At 59.2% G+C, this 18,277-nt stretch carries 20 protein-coding genes; 9 read left to right on the top strand and 11 right to left on the bottom strand.

Features of this window, described 5'->3' with window-relative positions; genetic code table 11:
- Positions 1-5: 5 nt before the first annotated feature.
- The 8 genes from ACP7AL_RS06815 to ACP7AL_RS06780 form a co-directional block, all read right to left on the bottom strand.
- The gene (locus ACP7AL_RS06815; protein ID WP_425991637.1) at positions 6-1,163 is read right to left on the bottom strand and encodes an acyl-CoA dehydrogenase family protein; all 1,158 of its coding nucleotides are present in this window, start codon (positions 1,161-1,163) and stop codon (positions 6-8) included.
- Positions 1,164-1,248: 85 nt separating this feature from the next.
- On the bottom strand, positions 1,249-1,758 hold the full coding sequence (locus tag ACP7AL_RS06810) for a VOC family protein (RefSeq protein WP_006021845.1): 510 nt from the start codon (positions 1,756-1,758) through the stop codon (positions 1,249-1,251).
- A gap of 183 nt (positions 1,759-1,941) precedes the next feature.
- The gene (locus tag ACP7AL_RS06805) at positions 1,942-2,757 is read right to left on the bottom strand and encodes a 3-keto-5-aminohexanoate cleavage protein (RefSeq protein WP_425991635.1); all 816 of its coding nucleotides are present in this window, start codon (positions 2,755-2,757) and stop codon (positions 1,942-1,944) included.
- Between the two features lie 84 nt (positions 2,758-2,841).
- A complete protein-coding gene (locus ACP7AL_RS06800; RefSeq protein WP_425990084.1) occupies positions 2,842-3,744 on the bottom strand; it encodes an NAD(P)-dependent oxidoreductase in 903 nt (300 codons plus the stop codon).
- Between the two features lie 127 nt (positions 3,745-3,871).
- Positions 3,872-4,774: a ketopantoate reductase family protein gene (locus tag ACP7AL_RS06795; protein WP_425990082.1), complete on the bottom strand. Its 903-nt coding sequence runs from the start codon at positions 4,772-4,774 to the stop codon at positions 3,872-3,874.
- 732 nt (positions 4,775-5,506) lie between these two features.
- Positions 5,507-7,678 (bottom strand): molybdopterin cofactor-binding domain-containing protein, encoded by a 2,172-nt coding sequence (locus ACP7AL_RS06790; protein ID WP_425990080.1) that lies wholly within the window; start codon positions 7,676-7,678, stop codon positions 5,507-5,509.
- Positions 7,679-7,689: 11 nt separating this feature from the next.
- Positions 7,690-8,145 carry a (2Fe-2S)-binding protein gene (locus ACP7AL_RS06785; protein WP_006021850.1) on the bottom strand — a complete coding sequence of 152 codons (456 nt, stop codon included), beginning with the start codon at positions 8,143-8,145 and terminating at the stop codon, positions 7,690-7,692.
- 150 nt (positions 8,146-8,295) lie between these two features.
- Positions 8,296-9,207, bottom strand: coding sequence for a LysR substrate-binding domain-containing protein (locus ACP7AL_RS06780; protein ID WP_425990077.1), 912 nt, complete (start codon positions 9,205-9,207; stop codon positions 8,296-8,298).
- A 156-nt stretch (positions 9,208-9,363) separates the two neighbouring features.
- Between ACP7AL_RS06780 and ACP7AL_RS06775 the strand changes: the two genes are divergently transcribed.
- On the top strand, positions 9,364-10,299 hold the full coding sequence (locus tag ACP7AL_RS06775; protein ID WP_425990075.1) for a ring-cleaving dioxygenase: 936 nt from the start codon (positions 9,364-9,366) through the stop codon (positions 10,297-10,299).
- Positions 10,299-10,940 carry an alpha/beta hydrolase gene (locus tag ACP7AL_RS06770; protein WP_425990073.1) on the top strand — a complete coding sequence of 214 codons (642 nt, stop codon included), beginning with the start codon at positions 10,299-10,301 and terminating at the stop codon, positions 10,938-10,940. The genes ACP7AL_RS06775 and ACP7AL_RS06770 overlap by 1 nt, the downstream gene beginning before the upstream one ends.
- Positions 10,941-11,198: 258 nt before the next feature.
- Here the strand turns inward: ACP7AL_RS06770 and ACP7AL_RS06765 are convergent, their stop codons facing one another.
- Complete coding sequence (locus ACP7AL_RS06765; RefSeq protein WP_006021855.1) at positions 11,199-11,936, bottom strand: cyclic nucleotide-binding domain-containing protein; 738 nt, start codon at positions 11,934-11,936, stop codon at positions 11,199-11,201.
- Positions 11,937-12,100: 164 nt separating this feature from the next.
- On the opposite strand from ACP7AL_RS06765, the gene ACP7AL_RS06760 reads away from it, so the two are divergent.
- The gene (locus ACP7AL_RS06760; RefSeq protein ID WP_024921956.1) at positions 12,101-12,553 is read left to right on the top strand and encodes a hypothetical protein; all 453 of its coding nucleotides are present in this window, start codon (positions 12,101-12,103) and stop codon (positions 12,551-12,553) included.
- On the opposite strand, the gene ACP7AL_RS06755 is transcribed toward ACP7AL_RS06760, so the two are convergent.
- Together ACP7AL_RS06755 and ACP7AL_RS06750 are read right to left on the bottom strand one after the other, a co-directional pair.
- Positions 12,528-13,016, bottom strand: a complete 489-nt coding sequence (locus ACP7AL_RS06755; RefSeq protein ID WP_425990070.1) for a group III truncated hemoglobin — start codon at positions 13,014-13,016, stop codon at positions 12,528-12,530. The genes ACP7AL_RS06760 and ACP7AL_RS06755 overlap by 26 nt on opposite strands.
- 26 nt (positions 13,017-13,042) lie before the next feature.
- Positions 13,043-13,471 carry an RrF2 family transcriptional regulator gene (locus ACP7AL_RS06750; protein WP_425991632.1) on the bottom strand — a complete coding sequence of 143 codons (429 nt, stop codon included), beginning with the start codon at positions 13,469-13,471 and terminating at the stop codon, positions 13,043-13,045.
- A 322-nt stretch (positions 13,472-13,793) separates the two neighbouring features.
- On the opposite strand from ACP7AL_RS06750, the gene ccoN reads away from it, so the two are divergent.
- Genes ccoN through ACP7AL_RS06720 form a run of 6 tightly spaced genes read left to right on the top strand, consistent with a single transcriptional unit; the run spans position 13,794 to position 18,273 of the window.
- Positions 13,794-15,449: a cytochrome-c oxidase, cbb3-type subunit I gene (ccoN, locus tag ACP7AL_RS06745; RefSeq protein ID WP_425990068.1), complete on the top strand. Its 1,656-nt coding sequence runs from the start codon at positions 13,794-13,796 to the stop codon at positions 15,447-15,449.
- A gap of 4 nt (positions 15,450-15,453) precedes the next feature.
- Positions 15,454-16,182: a cytochrome-c oxidase, cbb3-type subunit II gene (gene ccoO, locus ACP7AL_RS06740; RefSeq protein ID WP_006021860.1), complete on the top strand. Its 729-nt coding sequence runs from the start codon at positions 15,454-15,456 to the stop codon at positions 16,180-16,182.
- Between the two features lie 2 nt (positions 16,183-16,184).
- Positions 16,185-16,355, top strand: coding sequence for a cbb3-type cytochrome oxidase subunit 3 (locus ACP7AL_RS06735; protein ID WP_006021861.1), 171 nt, complete (start codon positions 16,185-16,187; stop codon positions 16,353-16,355).
- Positions 16,346-17,227: a cytochrome-c oxidase, cbb3-type subunit III gene (gene ccoP / locus ACP7AL_RS06730; protein ID WP_425990066.1), complete on the top strand. Its 882-nt coding sequence runs from the start codon at positions 16,346-16,348 to the stop codon at positions 17,225-17,227. The genes ACP7AL_RS06735 and ccoP overlap by 10 nt, the downstream gene beginning before the upstream one ends.
- Complete coding sequence (locus ACP7AL_RS06725) at positions 17,224-17,472, top strand: hypothetical protein (RefSeq protein ID WP_425990064.1); 249 nt, start codon at positions 17,224-17,226, stop codon at positions 17,470-17,472. The genes ccoP and ACP7AL_RS06725 overlap by 4 nt, the downstream gene beginning before the upstream one ends.
- A 6-nt stretch (positions 17,473-17,478) precedes the next feature.
- Positions 17,479-18,273 carry a DUF2189 domain-containing protein gene (locus ACP7AL_RS06720; protein WP_425990062.1) on the top strand — a complete coding sequence of 265 codons (795 nt, stop codon included), beginning with the start codon at positions 17,479-17,481 and terminating at the stop codon, positions 18,271-18,273.
- The last annotated feature ends 4 nt before the right edge of the window (positions 18,274-18,277 follow it).

Below are 18,277 nucleotides of genomic sequence, written 5' to 3'. Positions count from 1 at the left end.
GAGCCTCAGAGGGTCAGGTTTTCGGACGGCAAGTCCAGCGCAACGCGACCATAGTTGGTTCCGGCAGCATCGAAGCTGAACGCGATATGAGCGTTGATTGCGTGAGCATCGCGGAACTGCCGTTGCAATGCGCCGGTCGTGTAAAGGCCCCGCGCGCCGCTCGCCGAAAACAGCGTCGAGACCGCTTCGGTGCACAGATTGACCGCATATGCCCCATCGCGCCGGTATTTGGTTTTTTCCGAGAGATCGGGAACAGTACCATGGCGGGCATCAGACATCGCTTCAATGCACGTCCGGCGCATGATGAGACGTGCCGCATCGATTTTCGCGGAGGCTTCAGCGATCTTGATTTGCGTCGTCTGCAGGTCGCCAAGTTTTGCGCGGTTGTAGGTCGAAGCGCGATGCTTGGCGATCCCGACATAGTCATCAAGGCACGCCTGCGCATTGCCCAGGCCCGCGCCTGACAGGACAAACGGAAACAGGGAGAATACCGGCAAGGCGTAGAGCGCACCGGGATTCACCGCGCTTCCAGGTGTCGCGCCACCGGCAACGTCCTTGACCGCAAGCGTCATGTAATCCGGAACGAACACATCCTTGGCTTCGACGTCGTTCGATCCGGTCCCCTTCAGGCCGGTCGAACTCCATGTGTCGAGAATCTTGTAGTCGGACTGCTTCAACAGAAATATCCGGTATTCCACGCCATCCGCATCGTCCTCGGACGACACGATGCCCGCAAGCATGTTCCACGTGCTTGAATCCACACCCGACGAGAACGGCCAACGGCCCGACAGGGTATATCCACCGGCGACTTTCGTGGCGCGGCCGGCTGGAAACACAAACGACGATGCAATGAGGGCATCGACATTTTCGTTCCAGATCAGGTCCTGCGCGCGCGCATCGAACATGCCGAGCATCCAGTGATGGCTGGCCAGGTTCGCGAGATTCCATGCGACCGACGCATCGGCAAGCGCGACAACATCAGCGAAATCGACCAACGCGACATAATCAAGCTCGGAGCCGCCGACCCGCTTGGGTTGGAGAATTCGGAACAAACCAGCTTCGTGAAGCTCCTTCTCCGTTTCAGGCGGAAGGCGCCGCATCTCTTCGGTCTTGGCAGCGCGCTCACGCAACATTGGAACAAGCGCGCGTGCCCGCTCCAGCATTTCTGAGTATGCGCCGTCCTGACCGTTCGAACGCCGATCCAGATCAAGCTTATGGACAGTCCCTGACATGCTCGCCTCCCTGAAACTATCGCGCCGCAGCTTTTCTCGGAGCATTTGGCTTGATATGCGGACGATCGAGATAGAGCGATGCTCGCAGTCCTTCGTCGTCCTGAGTCGCAAACTCGGACAGCAATTTCATCTCCGGAATACGCGAACGATCCAGCGTATTCACATCCGGCCAGTCAATCTCAACCAGATTGCCGGCGGGGTCACGCAGATACATCTGTACGCAGCCGTCCGGCAGTTCGTTGACTGCATTGCGGAAGGCCGAGAAATCGAGCGCTCCGATCGCTTTAGCCTTCTCATAAGCTGCATGAAAATCGTCAACGTCGAGGGCGAAGTGCTGATAGACCGGAACACTATCTTCGAGTTCGAACAGATGAAGTTGAAGATCTCCGCAGCGCAGATACTTGGTCTTGAAACCGAAATTGTAGGTCGGGATCAGCTCCATGCCCAGCACGGTCTGATAGAAACGGGCGGACTCTTCGAGGTTCTTCGCGCCAATAGAAAGGTGGTTGAAACCAAGGACTTTCATGTCTTCACTCCCGCGAGCTTGTTGAGCTTTTTATTTTATCACCCGATAAATAACGCAACAGAACCGGAATTGCAAGCACGGCGCAGCTCAGTGCGCCGCACAAAGCGCGCGGCGTACTGATCTATCCCTGCCAAATCTCGAAATTCCCGATGCGAAGCTGGCCTTTAGACCCTTCGCGGTAGCCTAGTCTGGCCGACCCAGCGCCCTCAAAATCTGCGCTCGCGACGAGCGCGGACGATGAATTCCGCACAATGCAGCCTGCAAATCCCGAACACGCTCAGCATTGCTGCCGGCCCGGCTTCCATCCGCATTGATGAAACTGTTCTCGAATCCGATCCTGCAATGCCCGCCCATCGCGGCTGCGGCGACCAGCGATGCCGTCTCGAATGCGCCAAAAGCGCAAACCCACCAATCGAAGCGTTCCGCGCCGCCGTTGTCCCGAACCTTCGCAACGAATGGCGCGAGTTCAGCGGGATCGCTTTCCTGAGCCACGGCATATCGGCCAAGCGGGAAAATGACGGAATGCCGATGACCGGGGATGACCCCACGCTTCACAAGATCGAGCAGATGGTCGAATTCATTTGCAGCATAGACGATGTGCTGAACGGCAATGCGCTGCTCGTGGGCCCATCGATACAGGTCCGCAGCAGCGCTTTCCGCGCTCGGGTCCGGGATCAACTCCTTGGTCGCGATGCTGACTGCCTCGGGGCGAACGGCTCGTACCACGGCGATCTGCTCGTCGGGGCTGAAGATGCCGACCGCTTCAGTTGTAATCTGGACGACGAACTCCGGACCAGTGAGCTGCCGCACCGCTTCGGTCGCGGCCAGATAGCGCGCCACATCAAGCGTATGACGACCATCCGCATCGCGAACGTGCATATGAATGGCCTGCGCGCCCGCACTCTTGCATGCAAGCGCATCCGCTGCGATTGCCTCAGTTGTCAGCGGCAGATTTGGATGCTCGGCATGGCCTTTGCGCGCGCCATTCGGCGCGACCATAATAGTCAGATCGGCCATGCCAGCCCTACCCTTCAATGACGGTGCTCAAACCGAGCGAATGAGAAGCAAAATGCGCCGATTGCTCTACGACTTGAGTTTCGTCCGGTCAATTCCGTGCATTGTCTCAAGCACGGCACAGACCGCTGCGGTGTCCTGTTCCCGGCGTCCGAGTGCCGCCCCCGCGTGGTAGACTTGCGATGCCGCCGCATAGACCGGCAGCGCGCAGTCGAGATCGGCCGCGAAGGCATTAATGATCGAAATATCCTTGAGCTGCATGCGGATTGTCGCCGTCGGCTCGTCATAACGCTCGTCGCGCATCAAAGGACCACGCATCTGAAACATCCGCGAAGTGCCCGCGCTGTCAGCAAGCGTGTCATAGACGACAGCGGGATCTATGCCTGCCTTAATGCCCAGAACCATGGCTTCCGCTGCAGCAACGTTATGGATCGTCACGAGATGATTGGCGATGTACTTCATGATACTGCCGCGTCCGAATGGTCCAAGGTAATGCTGCACGCGGGACATGCCGGCGAAAACCGGAGCGCAGCGCTCGAAGGCCGCCTGGTCACCGCTGCCCAGGATCACGAGATCCTTGGCAACCGCCTGCGCACCCGTTCCGCTGATCGGACAATCGAGGAGAACCTTGCCGTTCTTCTGCATGACGTCATGCGCGGCCTGCTTGATGTCGAGAGGCAATGTGGAGCATTCGATAACGATCTGTCCGGTCCCTGCGGCCTGAGCGATACCATCGACGCCACTAATGACCTCGGTCAACGCTTCGGCCTTCGGTAAAGACATGATGACAATCGGCGCCGCTTCGGCAACGGCGCGGGGAGACATCAGCGCCTGCCCGCCCAGCGAATTGAGACGCTCAGCCGCCGACGGCACGGGATCGTAACCAACGATGCTAAAGCCCGCTTCGCGCAGATTTCGCGCCATTGCGGTGCCCATAATTCCGACGCCAACAATACCAACGTTCCGATTCATTCCGCGCGCCTCTCGTCAACACGATGGTTGTGAGGCGCGCAATATCAGCAAGTGTCTTGGCCTGACAACAGCAAACTGTCGTCGCTGCATCATCAAATCACTCAGGATGCCGCCGCCGCGCAGTTCGTCAGATCGCTTGCTGCGTCTTTTCTTCAAGCAACTTGACCATGACAAGGAGCGCCCGGTTCGCTGGCGTCGGAATGGAAAGCTCCTCACCCTTCCGGACGACATAGCCATTCAGGTAGTCTATTTCGGTTTTCTTGCCGCGCGCCAGATCCTGCGCAGTGGACGAATACTGATTTGGCATCGATCCCGCCAGGGCCAGCACCGTTTCATCGATGTTCTCCGGTACGGCAATGTCCAGCGCCGATGCCACTTCAGTGCATTCGCGTACGACGGCCCTGACCACCTCCGTGACGCCGTCGACTTTGAAAAGCCGCCCATAGGGCATTTGTGCGACCGCCGACAACGCGTTGTAGGCACAGTTCGTGATGAGCTTAAGCCACAACTCATTGGCGACCTTGTCGGAGACTGTGGTAGGTACGCCAGCCTGTGTAAAGGTTGCGGCGATACTCGCACTAGAAGGCGAGGCGCCAATGATCAGTTCGCCCCTGCCATGGTGCTTGACGTGACCGGGGCCAGCCATTTCGGCCGCGACGTAGACGATCGCTGGAACAGCAATCTGATCGATCGTAGCTTGCAAGCGCTCTGCGTTGTCAACACCGTTCTGCAAACACAGAACCACAGCACCTTGCTTCAGGTGAGGTGCGATCAGACGTCCAGCGGCCTCTGTATCAGCCGATTTTACACAAAACAGAACGACATCCGCCTCCACAACACCGATGGCGTCAGTCGTAGCGGCTACCCGCACGTGATCCTTGAAATCGCGGTGCTCAAGGAGGAGACCGTGCTGCCTGATCGCCTCCACATGCTGGGACCGCCCTATCAGAGTCACCCTATGCCCGGCCCTCGCAAGCATCGCGCCGAAATAGCAACCGACGGCTCCGGCGCCCATAACTGCAATTTGCATTGCCTTGCCTCGAACCAGTTAAGATCGCTCGCATTTAGTCACGATTTGAGCCGGCGGGCAAAGAACGAGATTATCTCATCGCGCGCGGCATTGGTCGGCTGCCCAGCCTCGTCGGTGAGATGAGCGGCGCTGTGGGGGGGTGCAAAGAACGGCGGCAACTCAGTGTTGGCGGCGCTGTCGGGAAGCAGGCGAGCACCGAAGCGTTCTCCGAGAGCTTCGGAGAAAGCACCGTGGCGACAAACGACACCAGCATGCGCGACAAATCGTGTCCGCCGAAAGTCCAGTTTCCGGCAGGTACTTCCTCGACGATCACGATGCAGTTTGCGCGCTTCTTGGAATCTTCGGGAATTTGCCCGCACTCGGCAGCCGCCTCGCCGGCTTGTAAAAGCCGGCGTCATGGAGCGGAGAGAGTATCGCGACGACGGGCAACGCGCGCGGGTCGCGTATCCGCTCACCGACATGGCCAATCGCTTGGCTTGTCCTTCACCGCGCTAACCGAATGGAGTGACCGGTGGATCGGCAACGGCTCCGGACCGTTGGCGCTCCAGTCAAAGACAACGGGACCAAAAGTCCGTCGCTCTGGTCGATGAGCATGGCAAGCCGGTGAAGAAGGACGACGTTGATACCGTCATCACTGTCCCACCACCGCGCCGGTCGGGAAAGAGCACACGCTGGCCCGGCTTCTGCCTCCTCAAACTTATCACCGCCTTCAGCGGCGCAAAGCCCAACCGTTCACGCCGATTTCAGCACGCTGGTATCAATGGGCATCTTGCGCAGGCGCTTGCCGGTTGCCGCAAAGATCGCATTGGCGATAGCGGGAACGATCGCCGATGTTCCGGTCTCGCCCATGCCGCCCGGCGGCTCCGTGCTTTTAACGACGTGAACTTCGATAGCCGGTGCCTCATTGATGCGCAGTATCTGGTAGGTATCGAAGTTGCCCTGCTCGACACGGCCGTTTTTCAGCGTTATCTCGCCGTAGAGCGCCGCTGTCGTACCGAAGACGATCCCGCTCTGGATCTGCGCCTGGACCGTATTGGGATTCACCACCGTGCCGCAGTCGACCGCACAGATGACCCGGCGGACCCGAACGGCGCCGTCTTTCGACACCTCGACTTCGGCCACGTGCGCCATGTAGCTCCCGAACGAGAATTGCAGGGAGATGCCGCGGCCGCTTCCCTTTGGCAACGCTTGTCCCCAGCCGGCTTTCTCGGCGGCGAGATCAAGGACCGCCTTGGCGCGCGGTGACTTGTCGAGCAGCGCTCTCCTGTAGGCAACCGCATCCTGTTTGGCTGCCGCCGCCAGTTCGTCGATGAAACTTTCGGTCACAAAGACGTTGTGGGAAGGACCCACACTGCGCCAGAACGCTGTCGGGATGCCCGGCGGCTCCACGCGTACATATTCCACGTGGAAATTCGGCAAGTTGTAGACCAGATCGATCGCGCCTTCCGTCGTATCGGGATCGAGTCCATCCTTGAAAGCCGGCGGCAGCCACCGCGCGATCACGGACGAGCCTGCAAAACGATTCTTCCAGGCGACCGGCATGCCCTTGTCGTCCAGCCCGGCCGAAATGCGATCGAACCAATAGGGCCGATACATCGCGTGCTGGATATCCTCCTCGCGGGTCCATACGACCTTCACAGGACCATCCACGTGTTTGGCGATTTCGACCGCGCGGACCGCACCATCGGCATCCAGCCGCCGGCCGAAACCGCCGCCGATGAGATGATTGTGCACGATGACCTTTTCCGCGGGTAGGCCCGCCGCCTTCGCTGCCATCGCCTGAACGCGGGCAATTGCCTGGTTGCCGATCCAGATTTCGCACTCGTCCTTGCGCAGATGCACCGTGCAGTTCATCGGCTCCATCGTGGCGTGCGCCAGGAATGGCACCTGATAGATCGCTTCCACCTTGGTGGCAGCGCCCGCCATCGCCTTATCGGCGTCGCCGAGATTCTGCGCGACAGGTCCTGAACGGAGCGTCGCCTGCTCGAGTTCGCGGGCGATATCCGCCGTGGCGAGTCCGGCATTGGGGCCATCGTCCCATTCGATCTTGAGCGCAGCCAGCCCTTTCTTTGCCGCGCCCATATGGTCCGCGACCACCGCAACGGCGTCGTCGAGCCGGACAATCTGGCGCACGCCCTTGACCGCCTTGGCTTCCGCGTCATCCACGCTCTTCACGCGTCCGCCGAACACAGGCGATTGTACAAGCGTCGCGACTTTCAGGCCGGGCGGACGAACATCGATGCCGTAGACCGCAGTCCCGTTGACTTTTCCCGGTCCATCGAGCCGCTTGGCCGGCGTCCCGATCAGCTTGAAATCCGCCGCCGGCTTCAGCGCGACGGCCTTCGGCACAGGAAGTTTCGCAGCCTCCGCGGCAAGCTCTCCATAAGTCAGACGCCGGTTCGTCTGCGGGTGCACCACCTCGCCATCCTGCGTGCGGCAAGATTCCGGATCGACCGCCCAGCGTTTGGCTGCAGCCGCGACCAGCATGGATCGCGCGGTCGCACCGGCCTCGCGCATCGGCTTCCATGCGCCGCGCATCGCGTTGGAATTGCCAGTCGCCTGCACGCCGAGTAACGGGTTGGCATAAATCTTTTCGTTTGGCGGTGCATGCTCCAGACGCACCTGCTTCAAGCTCACGTCCAATTCTTCCGCGATCAGCATTGGAATCGAGGTATAGGTGCCTTGTCCCATCTCGACATAAGGCATGGTGAGAGCAACCTGACCGTCGCTTCCGATACGAATAAAGGCGTTCGGCGCGAAGCCCTCGGGCGAAGCTGCTTCGCTTTTCCCAAGAGGCAGACTGAGGCTTAACATGAAAGCGCCACCGGCGGCGGTGGTCGCGAGGAAGCTGCGTCGCGACAAAGTCGCATCGGGGATGGAAGACGCGATGTGATCGAGATTCATGTCAGCCTCCCCTATGTTCGCGCTGCGAGTTTGATGGCTTCGCGGATGCGGACATAGGTGCCGCAACGACAGATATTGCCGCTCATCGCATCGTCGATATCCGTATCGGTCGGTTGCGGCTTGTCGGCCAGCAACGCGGATGCCGACATGATCTGTCCCGACTGGCAATAGCCGCATTGAGGCACTTCATGATCGAGCCAGGCTTTCTGGATCTTGGCGCCGGCAGGCGTCGCGCCGATCGCCTCGATCGTCGTGACCTTCGATGTGCCAAGGCTTTCGATATCGGTGATGCAGGAGCGCGTTGCAACTCCGTCGATATGGACCGTGCAGGCGCCGCACAGCGCCATACCGCAGCCGAACTTCGTACCCGTCATACCCAGAACGTCGCGCAACACCCACAGCAGCGGTGTATCGCCATCGACGTCGACGTTATGTGCTGTCCCATTAACATTGATGGTGAAGGCCATATCGCTCTCCCCTCTGACGTGATCGCACTTGCCGGTCATCACTGGCGGGTGCGTAACCACAGGTCGTGGTCCCGTGGAGAGGTGAATAATTGCCGCTTGCTTGACACAGGTCAACGACGCCGTTCTGCCGGCAGTCAAAGGAATTTCCGCTCACACCGTGTTGAGCTTTCCTTCCGGACCGGCACTGAACCGTGCAACAAGAAAATCGATGAATAACCGGACCTTCACAGCCAGATGCCGCGTCGGCGGGTAAATTGCGTAGAGTGTCAGCGGCGGAGCTTTGTAATCGTCGAGGACGGTCCGCAACTTGCCCGCACGCAATGCAGCGCCTGCAATGAATGTGGGCAGAAGCGCTACGCCCCGTCCCTTCACAGCCGCGTCACACAGGACTTCGGCATTGTTGGCGCATAACAGCCATGACGGCTGGATCCAGTGATCGCCGTCCCTGCCTGTGAGTTTCCACTGATTTCCGGTGAGCAAGAAGCCATAGGTGAGCGCGGCATGATTGCGTAACGCGTTTGGATGAGTGGGAATGCCGTGGCGCTCGAGATAGGATGACGACGCACAGATGACGCGCTCGATCGGGACAATCTTGCGCGCGATGAGACTTGAGGATTCCAGATCAGCGATGCGAAGCGTGACATCGAACCCGCCTTGCACCGGATCGACCTGTTCATCACTCAGAACCAGATGGATTTGCAGTTCGGGATTCGCCTCCATGAAGTCGGCGATCGCAGGCCCGAGCTGCAACGTCCCGAACGACATCGGCGCATTGACGCGAAGAAGTCCGCGCGGCGTGGATTGCAGATGCGCAACCGCCTGATCCGCGGCATCGATGTCCGCGAGGATGCTTAGCGCGCGTTCGAAATACATCTGCCCGTTTTCATTAGGACTCGCGTGACGCGTTGTCCGGTTGAGCAATTGAACGCCGAGGCTTTGCTCCAGTTCGCTGACGTATTTGCTGATCGCCGAGCGCGATAGCCGCAGGTGTCGCCCCGCCTCGGAGAAGCTGCCGAGTTCGACCACTTTGACGAACGCCCGAAGGCTGGCCAGCTTGTCCATGTGATTGATTCCCGGGGAAGAGCATTCGATGACCTTGAAGATTGTCATCAAATCATAGACAGAGATGCCATGAAAGCGCTGATTGTCTTCAAATAAACGTCGACCAATTATTCCTGCACCAGAGGCTGATCCGCCTCATACGCAGGAGAAGACACCATGTCCGGCATTCACCACGTCACAGCTATCGCTGGTAACGCATTACAAAACTACGATTTTTACACCCGCGCCCTTGGACTTCGCTTCGTCAAGAAGACGGTCAATTTCGACGATCCAGGCACCTATCACTTTTATTATGGCGACGAGGCCGGCAGCCCCGGCACGATCCTGACGTTCTTCCCCTGGGAAGGCGCGGCGCCCGGCCGCGGCGGCGTGGGCCAGACCCAGCAGACTGCCTTCCGCGTTCCGGCCCGCTCGCTGGGCTACTGGACGCATCGCTTCATCGAGAAAGGTATCGCCCACGAAGCGCTGGAAAAGCGGTTCGGCGAGTCCGTACTGCCGTTCACCGATCCCGATGGCATGAGCCTCGCGCTGGTCGGCGTTCCGGGCGCGGAAAACGAGGCAGGCTGGAGCAACGGTGATGTGCCGGCTGAACACGCGATCCGAGGTTTCCATGGCGTCACCTTGCTGCTCGACAACGCGGCCCGGACCGGTGCGATCCTGACCGACGTGTTCGGCTTCGAGGAATCCGCTCGTGAGGGATCGGTGATCCGTTTCAAAGCCCCTGGCCTCGTCACCGGCGGCTTGGTCGACATCTATGAAGCCAAGGGCTTCCTGCCTGGGCGGCAGGGAACCGGATCGGTTCACCACATCGCTTTTCGGGCGAAGGACGATGCCGATCAGGCCGATATGACAAAGAAGCTGATCGAGAAACATAGCCTGCATCCGACAGAGCAGAAGGACCGCAACTATTTCCGGTCGGTCTACTTCCGTGAGCCCGGCGGCATCCTGTTCGAGATCGCAACCGATATTCCCGGCTTCGCCGTGGACGAACCGGTGGCAACGCTCGGTCAGGATCTGAAACTGCCGAGGTTCCTCGAAGCCCACCGCAAGGAAATCGAGGCCGTGCTGCCTCCGCTTGGAAAGGCTGCGTGATGAGTAACGACTTCATCCACCGCTTCGAGCCGGGAAACCGGCTCGAAGCACCACCGCTCCTGCTGCTTCACGGCACGGGCGGCGACGAGAACGACCTGCTGCCGCTGGGCAAGACGATCTCGCCGGGATCGGCACTGCTGTCGCCGCGCGGCAAGGTGCTCGAGCATGGCATGCCGCGCTTCTTTCGCAGGCTGGCCGAGGGCGTGTTCGACGAGGACGACGTACAACGTCGCGCCGACGAGCTTGCGGATTTTGTTGAATCCGCACGCGCGCGCTACGGCATCGCTGCGCCTGTCGCATTGGGTTACTCGAACGGGGCAAACATCGCGGCTGCGATGCTGCTGCTCAGGCCGGATGTTCTTGCGGGTGCTATCCTGCTGCGTGCGATGGTGCCGCTGTCGCAACCGCCGCAGGCCGATCTCAGGGACAAACCGGTGCTGATCGTGTCAGGCAAGCTCGATCCGATCATCCCCGCGACCAACTCGGCGCAGCTAGCAGCGCTGCTGACGAAGGCTGGTGCGAATGTTCAGCATCCGGTGCTGCCCACCGGGCACCAGTTGTCGCAAGCCGACCTGACCATCGGCCAGGAATGGATCAAGGCCGTACGTTTTCTTCAGGCGGACAAGGCGGCGGCCGTCTGAGGATTCTAAGGCAGCGACAGGATGCGTCCGTAATGGGCGCATCCTGTCGTTGTGAATCGCTCCCAAGATTCAAGCATCACTGTTTACGGCTATAGATATCAGCCCACACCATAGTGGCGGCAAAAAACGCGAACAGAAGGATAACCGGGACGATAGCGAGAATGGTGTCTGTGGGCATGGTCTTCTCCAGTCTTGTGGAGAAGCTTTTACGCTTGTTGATCAAGTGGCCATTTGAGCCAAGTCAAAACCGATACATGTTCAGGCCGCGGTCAGGTGATCCAGCCGCTCTGCGCTAAGCAACCTCACACCATCGGGCACGATGAGTATGGTTTTTTCGCGCGCCAGTTTCGTCAGTGTCCGGCTCACCGTCTCAATCGTCAGTCCCAGGTAATCCGCAATGTCCTGCCGTCCCATCGGCAAGGCAACCGTGACCGACATCGGGCCGATTCTAGCGTAGCGAGCCTGAAGGTTGACAAGGAAGGCGGCAACCTTCTCTTCTGCCGTCTTGCGGCCTAACAACAGCATCTGATCCTGTGCGAGGCTGAGCTCATGCCCGGCGAATTCGTGCAACCTTCGCAGCAGATGCGGCTTGCCGTCGATGTAAGACAGGAACGACGAACGCAGGAAGCGACACACCTTGACGGGTGTGATCGCCTCAGCCGTCACGCCGTAACGATCCATCAAAGCAAGGCCGAGAAAATCGCCGGGCAATGCAAATCCCATGATCTGACGCCGACCATCGGGCAGCGACTTGTAAAGTCGTACGACACCTTCGGTTACATTGAAAACGTGGCTGGCAAGCGCCCCCTGATCGAACAGCATCACCTTGGGCGCAAAGGTCGTCGGCTGACTGATGCGTTCCAGTGCCTCAAGCTCGGACAATTCGAGAGCGCCACAAACGCTTACCAGGCGAACGCTGCATTCGGCGCATCCGGCACTGCTGCGATTGTGCTTGCATGGCTCGCCCGCCGCCGTGCACTGTTCAAACCTGTCCATCGATGCCGTCCGTGTTGACCTGTCTCTCTATATATACGCAATCGTCCAGCATTTTTGATCTATGTCAAAGTGCCAGATAGTTGATGCACATCAATGCCGGAAGGGCCGCGAACCGTCCAATCTGCCTTTTTACTGGATACGGTCGGCGGCGGGCTCACTTGGCGATGGATCAGCATTTTCAAGCGCATTCGATCGGCCTAAAAGACGCAAAGTCCGCTTACCCGCTGGTCTATCTGCATGACGCCAGCATATCGCTGGAAGAATGGCTGCGCTTCGCTCGGCGTCGATGCCGCCAACCATCGGATCGCACCGGCCTGATCGCCATCCGGGATCGCCGTGGCCTTATTCATGCACTATTTGGATACCGGATCGATATCGATCTGAGGGCACGTAAAAAACTATGTCTTGGCAATCTCGTGGTCGCACGGATGCCTGGCCAGTTGATCGACGAAGCCATTATCGCCAGCGCAAACGAACTTGCCGCCCGCTTCTCCTGCCAGACCATCAGCCTCGAACAACCCTTCAGCCGCAGGACCGGCGTGCCGGGCGCCTGCCCCACCGCCTACGACCTATCGGCCAGCCGCATAAGTTTTATCCCGAGCACACGACGCCACTGAGCTGCCCGGACTGCGAGCGCAAGTGCCTTGGTGCGTCGATCCTGCCCTGCGTCGTTGCAATTCCCAGTTCAAGGCTGTCCGCAATCCGCCGCGCACGCTCCATAAAATGCGCGGCCGCGGCCGGTGGACATACCTCCGCAACCGTGCCCTCGAACAGTTCAAGCCAGCGGTCGAAATGTGCCCCGCTTACCGGGAGATCCATATGCATCCTCATCGGCTGTCCGTGATAACGGCCGGTCATCAGCACAACCGAAGACCAGAACGCGCAGAGTTTTGCGATATGATGCTCCCAGTCTGTGACCCTCGTCGCGAAAATCGGTCCGAGCACAGGCTCAGCCTGGATGCGCTGATAAAACAACCTGACGAGGCGCTCGATCATTGGCTCATCGATGCCGGTTTCTGCCATGATATCGGCTGTGATCCGCGCCCGGCGCTCAGGTCCACCTGCTTCCAAATCACTCATTTTTTCGATCCTCAATGGGCCGCGGCTCACGCAGCCGGTTGAATTCCAAAATCCTCCGGGCGAAGAACCAGGTCGGCCAGCGTATAGCGGTCGAGCGTTGCAATAAAAGCCGCCAACGCCTCATTCAAAACGCCCCGCAAGCGGCAGCGCGGCGTGATCAGACACTTGTTTTCGGGCGAGAAACATTCGACCAGCGCAAAGTCCGGCTCGGTGGTCCGAACCACGTCGCCAAGACTGATCTTCTCAGGGCGCCTGGCCAGCTCGAGTCCGCCGGAGCGTCCGCGCACCGCCTTCAGAAAACCGGCGCGCGTCAGCTGGTTCACGACCTTCATGAGGTGTGCCCGGGATATTCCATAGACCTGCGCCGTTTCCTCGATTGTGATCAATGCGTTGCGACGTGCGGCGGCATAAAGCAGCACGCGTAGTGCGTAGTCCGAGAAATTGGTCAATCGCATTGCGGCTTCTGAATCCAGATTGCTGAATGTGAATAAGATATATATAAAATATTTCTTTATGGAAGCCCAGATCGGCATGCCGCTTCAGCTCTTTCGGAGGCTAGGCGACAGGATTTAGGACTGATGTCTTTGCTCTGGCGCAAAGACAACGGCGATCATTGGCATAGCCTGAGAGAAGCAACCCGAGGTGCTGCAGCAGTTTTAATAGACTTCCAGGTTCCAAAGTCGGGGCGTAGGCTTGGTGCGCTCATCGACACGGTCAGCGCGCATTTGATTTTAATTGCAGGGAGCCAGCCCAAATTGGCTGGAACGGGCGATAATGATGATGGGGCAACTTACAAAGAGCGAGCGACAGCTTGCGCTGATTATTCTGCTTGCCGTCAGTCTTTGCGGACTGGCACTGGGTGTCGCGGGAAGGGATGACATCCTTGGCGCGCACGGCTTGCTGATCGTGCTGGCCGCGCTTGCCGGAATCTTCAAGATCATCTCGGTCTATTACGAGCCGGAGCCCAGCGACGAACGCTTGGCCCACTACTACGACGATCCGACCAAACTAGGCATCATTCTGGCTATGGTCTGGGCCGTGTTCGGCCTGTTCGTCGGCGACTGGGTGGCGTGGCTGCTGGTCAAGCCCGAACTCACATTCGATGCCGGATGGTCGAGCTTCGGACGGTTGCGGCCGGTCCACACCACGAGCGTCATCTTCGGATTCGGCGGCAACGCCCTGATCGCGACTTCGCTTTACGTCCTGCAACGCACATCGCGCGCCCGGCTTCCCGACCAGCTCAGCTCATGGTTCGTGCTGCTCGGCTACAACCTGTTCTGCGTTCTGGCCGTTACCGGCTACATGATGGGCATTACGCAGTCGAAAGAATATGCGGAGCCGGAATGGTACGCAGACATCTGGCTCGTGATCGTTTGGGTGGTCTACTTCGGCATCTACCTGCGCACGCTGGCCCGGCGTAAAGAGCCGCACATCTATGTGGCCAACTGGTACTACATGGCCTTCATACTGGTCGTTGCGATCTTGCATATCGTCAACAACCTGGCTGTGCCGGTGTCCTTTGGCCACGCCAAAAGCTACTCGCTGTTCGCCGGCGTGCAGGATGCCATGACGGAATGGTGGTACGGCCACAACGCCGTCGCGTTTTTCCTGACGGCAGGCTTTCTCGGCATGATGTATTATTACCTGCCAGTGCGCGCGGGCCGGCCGATCTTTTCCTATCGCCTGTCAATCATCAGCTTCTGGGGCATCACATTCTTCTACATGTGGGCGGGATCGCATCACCTGCATTACACGGCATTGCCGCAGTGGGTGCAGACGCTGGGCATGACCTTCTCGCTGATGTTACTCATACCGTCATGGGCGTCTGCCGCCAACGCGCTGCTGACACTGAACGGCGCCTGGGACAAGGTTCGCGACGACGCCACGCTGCGTTTCATGATGGTGGCAGCGGTGTTCTACGGACTGACAACCTTCGAGGGATCGTTTCTGGCGATCCGCTCCGTCAACTCGCTCTCACACTACACTGACTGGACCGTCGGCCATGTCCATGCCGGGGCGCTCGGCTGGGTGGCGATGATCTCGTTTGGCGCAATCTACGCATCCGTGCCGTGGTTGTGGAAAAGCAAAACCATGTATTCGCCGAGGCTTGTCGAAGTTCACTTCTGGCTCGCCGTTGCTGGCACGATTGTCTACGTCTTCGCAATGTGGAATTCCGGGATCATTCAGGGACTGATGTGGCGGACCTATAACGAGAGCGGCACGCTGGCCTACTCCTTCGTCGACTCGCTGGTTGCCATGCGGCCCTACTATATTGCCCGCGCGATTGGCGGCCTCCTGTTCCTCATCGGCGCAGTGGTCGGTTGCTACAATATCTGGATGACCATCAAGACGGCGGCCTCAAGCGTTGAGCCCGAAACAACGGCCGATCGCCCGGCAATTGCCGCGGTGCCTGCCCTTCAGGCGGGAGAATAAGCCGATGTTCGGACTGCATTACAAACTTGAGCGGAAAGCCATCGGCCTTGTTCTGGGCATTGTCATCGTGTCCAGCATCGGCGGACTGGTCGAGATCGCCCCGCTCTTCACGATCCACCAGACCGTCGAGAACGCACCGGATATGCGCGTCTACACGCCGCTAGAGCTATCCGGCCGCAATATCTACATCCGCGAAGGCTGCTATGCCTGCCACTCGCAAATGATCCGCACGCTGCGCGACGAAGTCGAACGCTATGGTCCCTACTCTCTGGCCGTCGAATCGAAATACGACCATCCGATGCTCTGGGGCTCAAAGCGTACCGGTCCTGATCTGGCACGTATCGGCGGCAAGTACTCGGACGAGTGGCACGTCGCCCATCTCAACAATCCACGTGACGTGATGTCCGTCTCGGTGATGCCCGCCTATGCCTGGCTATCACGGACCGCGCTAAGGACGGATGACATGGGGTTGCAACTGAAGGCGCAACGCGCAGTCGGTGTCCCCTACACCGATGACATGATCGCGAATGCCGCGGCCGATACCTACGGACAGGCTGCACCGGACACTCCGTTCGCGGAGGGCGTGACGAAGCGGTACGGCGCGGCCACCAATGTTCGCGCGTTCGACGGCAAGCCGGGCGATCTGACCGAGATGGACGCGCTTGTCGCCTATCTCCAGATTCTCGGCCGGCTGACAGATGCCGCGTACAAGCCCGTTGCGGAGGCGAAATAGTCATGGATGTCGAGCACAACACGCTGGTGTGGTTTTCGAAATCGTTCGGATTGTTCTACCTGATCGCGCTCTCGATCATCGTCTTGGTCTACGCCTACTGGCCGTCGAACAGAAAAAGCTTCGATCGCGCCGCGACTTCCATTTTGCGCGATGAGGACAAGCCATGGCGGTAGAAGAACGCGATCTTCATACCGGTTATATGACCACCGGACATGAGTGGAACGGCATCAAGGAATTGAATACGCCGGTCCCTCGTCCGGTCTATTTCTTCCTCGTCCTGACGGCCCTGTTCTCGCTCGGCTACTGGGTGTTGATGCCGGCGTGGCCGATTGGTGTGACCTACACAAAGGGACTGCTTGGGCTTGATGACCGGCAGAACCTGCAAGATACGCTCAAGCAGGCTGCGCTCGGCCGCGATCAATGGGCGAAAAAGATCGAAACCGACAGCTATGCGACCATTCAGGCCGATCCGCGGTTGATGAACATCGTTCGCCAGTCAGGACGGACGTTGTTCGGCGACAACTGTGCCGCCTGCCATGGCTTCAACGCGAAGGGCCGCCCAGGTTTCCCTGATCTCACCACCTCGTCATGGCTGTGGGGCGGCGATCCTGCAGCCATTGCGGAGACGATCCGCGTCGGTATCAATTCGACGCATCCGGACACGCGCGTCTCGCAGATGCCCGCATTCGGTCACGACCAGATGATTCCGTCGGCCGATGTCGACAACGTCGTCGCCTATGTGCAGACCTTGTCCGCCCCCTCTACCGCGAACGACGCAAAACCGGGGCAGATCGAGGCTGGCAAGACCGTATTCGCGGCGACCTGCGCCGCCTGTCACGGCGACGACGGCAAGGGCAAGACCGATCTCGGAGCGCCCAACCTGACCGACAAGTCCTGGATTTATGGCGGCGACAGGCAATCCATTCTCAACACTGTCTGGAGCGGCCGGCAGGGCCGCATGCCAACGTGGGAAAGCCGCCTGACACCGCTCGACCGTAAAATTCTCGCGCTTTACCTTTTCGACCAACGAGCGACCGGCCAATGATGGACGCTGCAACATCCCCTGCCCGGCTGAGGTTGAAGCCATTCATCATGCTGGTGACTGGGCTCGGCCTTATTCTGCTTGTCGGTGCGAATGCGCACCTGCTTTATGTAGCTGTAACCTCGCAGCCGGAGTGCGTCGATCACGTGCGTCGTGGTGAGGCGAGCGAAGGAAAGAACAGCTTCAGCGCGGCGAAATCGTCCTGTTCGCCAAAAGCCGCGAAGCCAACCAAACTATCGGCGGAGTAACTTCGCATGACCATGATCCCGAGCCTTGTGCCACCACTTCCGGTCAAGAACCGCTGGAATCGGTCACTGGCCCCATCCGACGCTTTCACATGGCTGGCGGCTGGCTGGCGTGATCTCGTCGTGCAACCGGCTTCGAGCCTTGCATATGGCTTGATGATATTTCTGGTATCGATCGCAATCGTTCTCGGGTTGTTCCGGTTTGGATGGGACTACATCCTGTTTCCGGCTTTCGCCGGGTTCATGGTTGTCGGTCCGATTCTCGCCGTCGGCCTGTATGAGAAGAGCCAGCGGCTGGCCGCCGGCTTGCCGGTAAGTCTCACGCGGATGATTTTCGTCAAGCCGAAGTCCGGCGGGCAAATCCTGTTCGCGGGGGTGCTGCTGTGTCTGCTGATGATCACCTGGATGCGCGCCGCAGTCATCGTCTATGCATTGTTCTTCGGTCTGGTGCCGTTTCCCGGCCTCAATCACATCGCTTCGATGTTGTTCACCACGCCCACCGGTTGGGCGATGCTTGTCGTCGGCAGTGCCATCGGGGGACTGTTCGCGGCCTTCTCGTTTGCAATCAGCGCATTCTCTATTCCGATGCTTCTGAACGAACGCGTCGATGCGTTGACAGCCATGGGAACGAGCACAGCACTGGTCTGGAACAACCTGCCGGTGATGCTGACATGGGGCGCCCTTGTCCTCGCCTTGTTTCTTCTTTGCCTGGTCACCGGGCTTGTCGGACTGATCGTGGTGTTTCCTGTGCTCGGGCACGGCACCTGGCACGCCTATCGAGCCGTTTCAGCCGAAGCATCGTAAAGCA

It is taken from the genome of Afipia sp. DC4300-2b1 (genome assembly GCF_049895725.1).
GTDB classification, from domain to species: Bacteria; Pseudomonadota; Alphaproteobacteria; order Rhizobiales; family Xanthobacteraceae; genus Afipia; species Afipia broomeae.
This window is presented reverse-complemented; position numbering and strand designations above follow the sequence as displayed.